This window comes from Streptomyces sp. NPDC058773, assembly GCF_042746015.1.
Lineage (GTDB): Bacteria > Actinomycetota > Actinomycetes > Streptomycetales > Streptomycetaceae > Streptomyces.
This window is the reverse complement of the sequence record NZ_JBHYPE010000009.1, coordinates 164,542-174,128: the sequence shown is the minus strand read 5'-3', so window position 1 is coordinate 174,128 and position 9,587 is coordinate 164,542. Positions and strand designations below refer to the sequence as shown.

The 9,587-nt window shown below is 72.9% G+C and carries 7 protein-coding genes; 1 reads left to right on the top strand and 6 read right to left on the bottom strand.

From position 1 onward, the window contains the following. Positions 1–6: 6 nt before the first annotated feature. From ACFW5B_RS11315 to ACFW5B_RS11305, 3 genes are all read right to left on the bottom strand, one after another. Positions 7–942 (bottom strand): hypothetical protein, encoded by a 936-nt coding sequence (locus ACFW5B_RS11315; RefSeq protein WP_386436754.1) that lies wholly within the window; start codon positions 940–942, stop codon positions 7–9. 17 nt (positions 943–959) lie between these two features. Then, positions 960–1,856, bottom strand: coding sequence for a DNA/RNA non-specific endonuclease (locus ACFW5B_RS11310; protein ID WP_386436751.1), 897 nt, complete (start codon positions 1,854–1,856; stop codon positions 960–962). Positions 1,857–2,069: 213 nt separating this feature from the next. Then, positions 2,070–2,261, bottom strand: a complete 192-nt coding sequence (locus ACFW5B_RS11305; RefSeq protein WP_386436748.1) for a DUF6381 family protein — start codon at positions 2,259–2,261, stop codon at positions 2,070–2,072. 294 nt (positions 2,262–2,555) lie between these two features. Here ACFW5B_RS11305 and ACFW5B_RS11300 point away from each other — a divergent pair, with 294 nt between their 5' ends. Next, entirely contained in the window at positions 2,556–3,638 is a 1,083-nt protein-coding gene (locus tag ACFW5B_RS11300; RefSeq protein WP_386436746.1) for a hypothetical protein, read from the top strand. A gap of 111 nt (positions 3,639–3,749) precedes the next feature. Here the strand turns inward: ACFW5B_RS11300 and ACFW5B_RS11295 are convergent, their stop codons facing one another. The 3 genes from ACFW5B_RS11295 to ACFW5B_RS11285 all read right to left on the bottom strand — a co-directional run bounded on the left by ACFW5B_RS11295 (position 3,750) and on the right by ACFW5B_RS11285 (position 9,335). Continuing rightward, positions 3,750–4,247 carry a DUF6328 family protein gene (locus ACFW5B_RS11295; RefSeq protein WP_386436743.1) on the bottom strand — a complete coding sequence of 166 codons (498 nt, stop codon included), beginning with the start codon at positions 4,245–4,247 and terminating at the stop codon, positions 3,750–3,752. Continuing rightward, positions 4,244–6,808, bottom strand: coding sequence for an ATP-dependent Clp protease ATP-binding subunit (locus ACFW5B_RS11290; RefSeq protein ID WP_386436740.1), 2,565 nt, complete (start codon positions 6,806–6,808; stop codon positions 4,244–4,246). The genes ACFW5B_RS11295 and ACFW5B_RS11290 overlap by 4 nt, the downstream gene beginning before the upstream one ends. A 298-nt stretch (positions 6,809–7,106) precedes the next feature. Then, on the bottom strand, positions 7,107–9,335 hold the full coding sequence (locus ACFW5B_RS11285; RefSeq protein ID WP_386436738.1) for an FUSC family protein: 2,229 nt from the start codon (positions 9,333–9,335) through the stop codon (positions 7,107–7,109). Positions 9,336–9,587 lie beyond the last annotated feature (252 nt).

Here is a 9,587-nt window from a genome sequence, read left to right as displayed (position 1 = left end):
CCGCACCTACCCGGTACCGTCGAAGATCCGCTGGACCGGCGTCCTGACCCCGGGCTGCGACAGATAGGCGCTGATGCCGTGGTGATTGCTGCTGTCGTTCGTGACCAGCAGATCGGTGACCCGTTCCTGTGGGGCGTACTCGGGCCGCAAGGTGTGGTCGAGAGCCACCAGATCGCGCAGGTCCGAGGCGTTGCGCCAGGCCGCCACCCCGGCCGGGACGGCCGGCGGCCGCGCCAGGTGGTCCTGCACCTCGGTGATCGCCAGCGGCGATCCGACGGTGACCAGCAGCTCCACCTCCCGCCCCTGCTCCATCAGCACCTCGTAGGCGATGATCGTGCCCAGGCTGTGCCCGATCACCACCAGCGGGCCGCCGTCCACGCCCGCCAGTGTCTCCTTGACCACCTCGCGCATCGCCGGCCCCGCCCCGCCGAAGAAATAGGCGTGCACGTCCTTGAAGGCGTGCTTGACCAGCAGCCGGAACACCGCCGTACGGCCGGACCGGGGCAGCGGCAGCGTCTCCAGCGGGAGTTCGGTACCGGGCTCCTCGGACTCCCCGGCCCCGGCCAGCGTGTCCGCGAGATAGGTCATGTTCCGCAGCCAGTCGACGAGCGCGCCCTCATCGGCCCCCGCCCGCCCCTCCAGCGCGATCTCACCGGCCTCCAGCCGCGCTTCTCCCAGCGTGCGCGCCACGAAGTCCTCCGGCGGCTCCGCCCCGGTCCGGTCCACGGCGGCCGGCAGCTCCTCGAACAGCTCCGTCCGGCCCTCCAGCGGATCCGGCCCGAAATCGGGGAGCGGCGCCGGATAGCGCAGCGGGGCCCAGTACGCCATCCGCGACGCCTCGGCCATGTCCCTGCCGAACAGTGCGGTGTCCCACTGGGACTTGAGCAGCTCGGACCGGACCTTGTTCCCGTTCCCGTGGACATAGACGACTCTGGGTTGCATCGCTCGCGCCTCCGGCCTCAGCTGCGCCACAGCACGATGTCGTCGTGCGAGGCCAGCCGCCGCCAGCGCTCGCCCGGGGCGCGTACGGCGGGCATCAGATCGACGGCGGGCAGCGGCCCCAGCTCCAGCGAGGTCAGCTCGGCGACATCCCGCACCGGCACCTGGTACGTCCGGAACGCACCGAGCGGCGGCGGCGCGCCCACCTGCGCACCGGCCAGCGCCCGTTCCGCGTCCCGGGTCAGATCGGGGCTCTGGTCGAGGACGTACGCCGTCGCCGCCAGTGCGCCGTCCTGGATGAACGCCGTCACCTTCCAGAAGCGCAGCGGTACTTGGACGCCCCGGTAGGGCGGGTCGGAGTCGTGCAGGACGGGCCCGGTGAGGACGACCAGCTTGCGGCCGGGCCCGGCGGCGTGGTCGAGCAGATAGTTCTCCAGCCCCTGCCACAGCTGCTTGCCCTGGTTGACGACATCCGCCTGCGGGACGGCGTTCGGGTAGTGAAAGGTGTCCTCGCCGGCCCGGCCCGCCTCCGCGGCGGCGCCCCACACGGCGTCGAGGCAATTCACCAGAGGGCCCGTGTCCAGGGAGTTGTCGCGGTAGACGTCGTCGCCCGTCTGGTGGGCCCGGTCCAGCCGCGGATCGAATTGCCAGCTGCTCTCCCGCGGCGCGTGCTCCGACAGCCGCCGGCCGTCGACGCAGACCGCGGTGGCCGCCGCCATCCGCCGGTCCGGGCGCAGCACCACCGTGAAGTGGGTGTAGGGCAGCACCACCGTCTCCACCTCGCGACGGCTGGGGGCCGGCAGCGGTACCGGCACTCCGAGGAACTGCTCGTCATAGCCCGCCCGGTCCGCCAGGGCCGACCGGGACGTGGTCCCTGCCGTCGCCCCGGAGGCCCGCGGGGAGTCTGATGGGCTCATGGGACAACCGCTTCCCGGTGACGCGGACCGCCGATCGGTGCCCACCGCGAAGCCACTCGAACAGCCGGGCGCCCCGAGTTCCCTGGCCACCGGCCGTCGGAACACGGCGAACGGGACGCAGCCGCGGGGGCGCGTCCCGTCCTCTTTCTCTGTGGGTACGTCCGTCAACGCGCGAGCCGTACGTCCGCCGTCGGGCGGGCACCGTGGCCTCGCTCAGTCGGCGGGGTAGATGTCTCCGCTGGCCATGCCGCTTTCCTGCTCGCTCTGCGACCGGAGCCTGCGGGCCTTCTCCTCAAGCCGCTTCCGCTCGTCCGGATCGCCGGACCGTTCGGCGGCCGCCTGCAGTTCCTGGGCCTTGTCCCGCATCTGCTGGATGCGTGCGCGTGATTCTCCTGATGCGCTCATGATCTGTCCTTGAACGGTGTGGGGAGAGCTGCATTTCCAGCTAATCAGGGTCGACGGCTCTTGGCACCCGAACATCACGCTCCGTAGGGCCGGGTGTCCGGGAGTGATTTCCCGCACCGTGAAAGGGGCGGAACAGGCGGCACGCCCGGGCGTTCCGGCGTGTCTCCACCGGATGGCCTTCCTGAATGGCGAGAACGGCCCGTAGGGACGTTGGCTGAACCACAGCACGCTAAAAGTCCGCCGAGTGTCAGCGCTTCTGGTGTTTGACGCTCCCCTCGTTCAGTGGAGTCCTCCATGACATCCGAACCAGCTCTTTGTGGGGGCGACGCCGAACTGTCCTCGACAGAACACGGCGAGCACTATCCGCCCATGACCCCTGAGCAGAACTCGGCCCACACACTTCTCTGGGAGGCGGTGACCCAACGGCCGCTGGAGGAAGTCGCCGCCCTTGTGGAACGGCTCAAGCGCAGCGGCGACGTTCCCAACCCCGGCGACGAAGCCCTCCGGATGGCGGTCGTCTCCCGTCCGGTGAGCGAGGTCGCCGCGCTCTTCGACCTGCTCAGAGCCACCCCGCACACCGCGGAATCGAGCCAGGACGCCCTGCGCGCGGTGGCCGTCGACAGATCCGTGGAGGAGGTCGCGCAGCTGATCGAGCTGTTCGACCGGACGAAGAGCGGCGGCGCCGGGTTCCACGGCCTCGCCGACCGTCTCCCGCCCCCCGGTGGCCCCGGCGGTCCCGGTGACCCCCTCGAACCGGAGCGCACCGCGTCCATGCACGTGCTCGACCCCGACGTCCGCCCCCTGGGCCGCGACGGGCAGCCGCTGTACAGCATGCAGGGCGACGCCCCGATGGCCAACCAGCAGCAGCCCAGCCGTCCCCCCTGGTCCCAGCGTCCCGCCGGCACCGTGCCGCAGGGCGGTCCGCGCTGGGGGGCGCCGGCCGATGGGGAGCCCCGCCAGCCGGGTTACGCGGTCGCCGGTGTGCTGCGGTCCGTACTGCGCTGGCCCGCCGCCGTCGCGCTGGCGCTGTGCGGGCTGAGCCATCTGCCGGTGAACTCCACGCATCTGCCGAACGCCCAGGCGACCGCCGGGCTCTCGGTGGCCATCGTCATCGTCTACCTGCTGCTGGCCGGCTGGCTGGCGATGCACGACACCGCCCTGGTCTGGACGGTGAGTGCCGCCGCGGCGATGATCATCATCGCCCTGCACGCACTGTCCCGGGCCGGGGTTTTCGCCCCGCTGGGCAGCGGCCTGGGTGACGCCGCCATGTGGCCCGAACTGCTCGCCGTGGCACTGGCGATCGTCAGCGCCGGGCTCGCGGGTGCGGCGCTGCTCTACCGCCCGCGCCGTATGGGCACGGCCGCCATGGGCGCGTAACCACCGCGGCACAGCGGCCGCCAAGGGCGCGGGCCGGGACCCTGAACCGGGTGTCCCGGCCCGCGCCCTTGCCGGGACCGGCAGGCGCGCACCGGGCCCCGGGCGTCCGGCTCAGTCCCGGGACGAATACCGGTGCAGCACCCAGGCGGGCAGCGCGAACCAGCAGACCATGAACCAGGCGACGAGCCCGGTGACGATCCAGGGAACGGCCGTGTCGTCCATGGCCACGCGCAGGATCAGCAGCAGCGCGGAGGCCACCGTCGCCAGCAGCAGCACGAGCCCGACCAGGGCCAGCCGCGAGGCCCACAGCACCGTCTCCGGCTTCAGCCGGTGACCGGCGAGCAGCCGGTGGAAGGTCACCGTCCCGACCAGCGCGCCGGTCGTGGCCGCGCCCAGCAGGACGGTCACCACATAGATGGTGCGGTCGGTCTGGCCGAGCGTGGTGAAGCGCGGGGTGAAGACGACGGTGAGCAGGAACCCGAAGAGGATCTGCACACCGGTCTGGATGACCCGCACCTCCTGCAGCAGCTCGTTCCACCGCCGGTCGGCACGCTCCTCCGGCGACTCATGGCGGCCCTCGGACGTCTCCCGCGGGCCCAGCGTGTTCACCCGGCCTCCTGCCTCCGCTTGCCGGTGCGGAACGCCAGCTCGTTGTCCTCCACCTCGACCCGCACCTCGTCCCCGGACGACAGCGCACCGTCGAGCAGCAGCCGCGACAGCATGTTGTCGATCTCGCGCTGGATGGTGCGCCGCAGCGGGCGCGCCCCGTATTCGGGCTGGTGGCCGCGGTGGGTGAGCCAGTCCACGGCGCCGGGGGTGAACTCCACGGCGATCTCCTGGGCGTGCAGCCTGCGGCGGGTCCCGTCGAGCAGCAGCTCGGTGATCTGGCGCAGCTGATCGTCGGTGAGCCGGCGGAAGACGATGATCTCGTCGAGCCGGTTCAGGAACTCCGGGCGGAAGTGTTCGCGCAGGGAACTCAGCGCCCGCTCGCGCGCACCGTCGCCGGCCTCCGCCCCCGAGATGTCCGGGCCGAAGCCGAGCACCCCGCGGCTGCCGCTGAGCGCGTCGGAGCCCAGGTTGCTGGTCATCACGATGACGGTGTTCTTGAAGTCGACCGTACGGCCCTGGGAGTCCGTCAGATGCCCGTCGTCGAGGACCTGGAGCAGCATGTTGAAGACATCCGGGTGCGCCTTCTCCACCTCATCGAGCAGCAGCAGCGAATAGGGGTGGTGCCGCACCGCCTCGGTCAGCTGGCCCGCGTCCTCGTGGCCGACGTAGCCGGGGGGCGCGCCCACCAGCCGGCTGACGGTGTGCCGCTCCTGATACTCGCTCATGTCCAGCCGCACCATGCGCTCCTCGCTGCCGAACAGCGCCTCGGCGAGCGCGCGGGCCAGCTCGGTCTTGCCCACACCGGTCGGGCCGAGGAAGAGGAAGCTGCCGATCGGCCGGTCGGGGTCGGCGAGTCCGGCCCGCGAGCGCAGGATCGCGTCGGAGACCGCGGTGACCGCGTCGTCCTGCCCGATCACCCGGGTGTGCAGCCGCTCCTCCAGCTTGAGCAGCCGCTCCTTCTCCTCCTGGGTCAGACTGCTCACCGGCACCCCGGTCTGCCGCGACACGATCTCCGCGACGTCCTCCGCGGTGACCTTGACGATGTGGCAGTCGCTCGGCGGCTCCGCCTGGCCGGCCCCGATCCGCGCGGTGAGGTCGGCGATCCGGTCCCGCAGCTCGGTGGCCCGTTCGTACTGCTCCGCCGCGACCGCCTGGTCCTTGTCCCGGACCAGTTGCTCCACCTCGCGTTCCAGATCCCGTACGTCGGTGGCCTTGGCCCCCGAACGCAGCCGGACCCGGGCACCGGCCTGGTCGATCAGATCGATCGCCTTGTCGGGGAGGAAGCGGTGCGCGATGTAGCGGTCCGAGAGCTCGACCGCCGCCAGCAGCGCCTCCTTCGTGTAGCGCACCTGGTGGTGCGCCTCGTAGCGGTCCTGCAGTCCGCGCAGGATCTCCACCGTGTCCGAGACGCTCGGCTCGGGCACCAGGATGGGCTGGAAGCGGCGGGCGAGCGCGGCGTCCTTCTCGATGTACCGCCGGTACTCCTCCAGGGTGGTGGCCCCGATGACGTGCAGCTCCCCGCGCGCCAGGGCGGGCTTGAGCATATTGCTCGCCTCCAGGGAGCCGCCGTCCCCGCTGCCGCCGCCCGCCCCGACGACGGTGTGCAGCTCGTCGATGAAGACGAGGAGCGAGTCGGGGTGCGCGCGGACCTCCTCCATGATGGCGTTCATCCGCTCCTCGAAGTCGCCGCGGTAGCGGGTCCCGGCGACCACGGCCGTCAGGTCGAGGGCGACCACCCGCCGGCCCGCGAGGGTCTCCGGGACGTCCCCGTCGGCGAGCCGCTGGGCCAGGCCCTCGATGATCGCCGTCTTCCCGACCCCCGCGTCGCCGACCAGCACCGGGTTGTTCTTGCCCCGGCGGGAGAGCACCTCGATGGTCTGCTCGATCTCCTCGCCACGGCCGATGACCGGGTCGATCCGGCCCGCGCGGGCCAGGTCGGTCAGATCGCGGCTGTACTTGTCGAGCGTCGGGGTGTCGTGCTTCGGCGGGGCGCCGTGCTCGGGGCCCGGGTGCCCGGGGCCGTGGCCGTGGCCGCCCTGCGGGGTGGCGTGCGGCTCGAAGTGGGCGAGGTTCAGAATGCGCCCCGCCGCCGAGTCCGGATTGGCCGCCAGGGCGTCCAGGACGTGTTCCGGGCCGATGTACGAGGAGCCGTTGTCCCGCGCCAGCTCGTGCGCGCTCAGCAGCGCCCGCTTGACCGCGGGCGTCACGGCGACGCTGGACTGCTTGGGACCCGACCCGGCGGCCCGGTCGATCTCGGCCGCCAGCGCATCGGGGTCCGCCCCCGCCTGCTGCAGCATGCTGCGGGTCGGTTCGGACGCCAGGGCGGCCCGCAGCAGATGCTCGGTGCCGAGCTCGGGACTGCCGTGCTCGGCGGCGTAGGCGGCTGCGGAGGTCACCAGGTCCCGGGCGGGGGCGCTCATCATGCGCGCGATGTCCGCCTGCCGGGGCATCGACTGCCCCTGCTCGCCGCCCGTGGAGGGCGCGGAACCGAAGAAGCGCGCGAGGAAGTCACCGAACGGGTCCGGGCCGTAACCCTCCGGACCCATGGATCCATTGCTCATGAGTGTCCGTTCCGCTGTCACGGCGGGACCGCGACATGCTGCCTTGTCGGGTGCCTTGTGCTGGTGCCGTGTCCCCGTCCTGCCGGGTGCCCGGGAGGCGCGACGCGACACGTCGTACGACACTCCACTGCTTCAGGATCAGGGCCGGGAACTCCATCCGCACCCGGGCAGCCGGCCCCCGGTACGCCCCGTCCGGCGCCACCTGTTCCGGCGCCGTCCGTCCGGCCCGAGGCGCCCCGCGGCACCGGACGGCGCGCGGCCGCGGCGGCACTGGTCCCCGGGCCCGGCGGCAACGGCGTCACACCTCCTTGTGGATCCTGCTCAGATCGGCGGTGAGTGCGTCGAGCCAGATCACCGAGTCGAGGAGCAGGGCGGCGGAGAGCGCGCGGGACCCGGTGTCCGGGCTGTGGTGCGGGACGGCCGGTGCGACCGCCAACAGGGCACGGATGTCGAGTGGTTGCGGCCGGTCCCCGGGTGCCTCGCGGTCCGTGCCGAGGCGTTGGCCGAGGGACCGGTAGTCGGCGGCCGTCCGTCCGGCCGAGTGCCGCAGCCAGGCGCCGACCTCCGGTGAGGCGATCTGGCCGGGGCGGCCGGGCAGCAGCCGTTCACCGCGCCGCGCGTCCTTCCCGGCGACCAGCACGGCGGGCCAGTCCGGCTGCGGGGCGTCCTCCCGCGGCTCGCACTGGTACTGGGCCAGGCTCTCCTGCGCGAGGCCGATGGCACGGTTGAGGGCGAAGATGTCGGTGCTGCCGGAGCGTTCGACGACCCGTGCGGTGGTGTGCCCGATGGCATCGGCGATGGCCGAGCACAGCGCCGCCATGCTCCGGCGTACCTCGCCGCCCGCGCCCCGGGGCCAGGCCACCAGCCCGCAGGCCAGCCCGATGACGCTGCCCACCAGCACATCCACCAGCCGGACCGGGGCCAGCTGCCAGGTGACCGGGGAGACCTGCGCGAACAGCGTGGCCACGACCAGGGTGAAGCCGCCCTGCGCCCAGGCCAGCCCGCGCAACGGTCCCGCGATGAACGCCACCAGCATGACCACCGGCAGCACCACGGCGTACACCGTGTCCCGGTCGTGCACCAGCGCCAGCATCCCGCCGGCCAGCACCGCGCCGACCAGCGTGCCGGCCAGCGCCTGCCGGACCGCGGACCGGGTCTCCAGGCTCGTGGTCCGGGTCAGGGTGAGCGTGGCGAGCAGGACCCAGAAGCCGTGCTGGAGGTCGAGGAGCCCGGCGATGGCACGGGCCGCGGCCAGCCCGAGCGCGAACCGGCAGGCGTTCTGGAAGATCACCGAGCGGGGCGTGAGGTGCATGGTCAGCCGCTGCCACCACAGCCCGAGGAGACGGGCCCGCGCATACGCGAAGGTGTGCCCGGCGGGGTTCCGTTCGACGGTGCGGTCGCCGAACATCAGCCGGGTGGCCAGGACCAGGACGACGGCACAGTCGGCCGCCTGCACCACCTGGGACCGGCGCCGCAGATAGACCAGCTTGTCGTCGGCGCCGAGCCGTTCCAGGGTGTCCACGGCCCGGCGGGCGCGGACCGGGGCCAGCTCTTCCTGGAGGGCGGTGGCGGACGGCCCCTCGCCGGGCCGCAGCCGCTTCCCCCGCCACAGCGCGTCCGCCGCCCCGCGTGCGGCGTCGCCGATGCCCTCCAGCAGCGCCACCGTCTCCGGCTGGTACCTGCTGTGCGGCCCGGTCCCGGTGTGCAGGGTGTCCAGCCGCGCCAGCAGGGTGCGGACGGCTTCGGAGGCGTGCGCCATGGCCTTGTGGGCGAGCGTGGGGGAGGCGGGCCGGTCCGCGAGTGGCACACCGGAGGGGCGGAGCGCCTCGCTTGCCCTGTGCGCCCGGTCGAGCGCCGCCACGGGCGGTGGCCCGCCGTGGTGGTCGGCCAGCCGCGCGGCCGCGTCGGCGGCGTCGGCCAGCAGCCGGCGGTAGGACGGGGTCTCCGGTTCGGGCATCAGGAAGCGCTGGGCCAGCGCGAGCAGCACCGCCCCCAGCAGGAAGCCGGACAGCCGCTGCCCCAGCGTCTCCGGGGCGTACGGCGGGAAACACGGCAGGATGTAGAGCAGCTGCATCCCGGGCGCCGCCCCGGCGATCCGCGGTCCGGTGGTGCCCGCGTACGCCACCATGAAGCCGATGACGAGCATGCCGACGACGGCCGACCAGGTCTGCACGGCGAGCAGGGTGCCCAGCGTGATCAGCACCAGCCCGGCGGGTACCGCGGTGAGGACGGTCGCGGCGCGCTGCCGCCCGGAGCCGGGAATCCGGGCGAGCACACCGAGCGACACCACGGTGAAGGTGGCGTAGACGGACATGACGAGCAGGCCGAACCCGTAGCGGCAGAGATAGAACGCGGCGCACGAGGCGGCCGTCACCCGGACCGCGTTGCCGACCACCGTGTGGTGCGCCTGCACTCCGTGTTTGCCGTGCTCCAGCAGGTAGCGCAGTCTGCGCAGCGCGGCCCGGACGGGTCCGCCGGCCGAACGCCGCGGCCCGGACCCCGGGGAACCTCCCTGCTGCGGGCTCACCTTTCCACTATTGGCCAGCGGGTCCGGGACCGCACCGCGCAGCCGGCCGGCCGGCGTCCCGTATCCCGCGCCGCACCCGCCCCGCCGTCCCGCCGAGCCGCGTGACACCCGCCACTCACCCTCCGCCCGCCCGACGCCGCCCCGGTCCGCGCCACCCCCACGTCCCGAACGTGTTTCCGTTCGGCATAGCTCTGTCAGGAATGCCACGCGGCGGAACGGGAGTTGACGACGCGTGGCCCGGCGGGGGACCGG

Bases quoted from the DNA above. Each gene is read 5' to 3' on its own strand.
- ACFW5B_RS11310 (WP_386436751.1), bottom strand. From the start codon at position 1,856: ATGAGCCCATCAGACTCCCCGCGGGCCTCCGGGGCGACGGCAGGGACC.
- ACFW5B_RS11290 (WP_386436740.1), bottom strand. From the start codon at position 6,808: ATGAGCAATGGATCCATGGGTCCGGAGGGTTACGGCCCGGACCCGTTC.
- ACFW5B_RS11300 (WP_386436746.1), top strand. From the start codon at position 2,556: ATGACATCCGAACCAGCTCTTTGTGGGGGCGACGCCGAACTGTCCTCG.
- ACFW5B_RS11315 (WP_386436754.1), bottom strand. From the start codon at position 942: ATGCAACCCAGAGTCGTCTATGTCCACGGGAACGGGAACAAGGTCCGG.
- ACFW5B_RS11305 (WP_386436748.1), bottom strand. From the start codon at position 2,261: ATGAGCGCATCAGGAGAATCACGCGCACGCATCCAGCAGATGCGGGAC.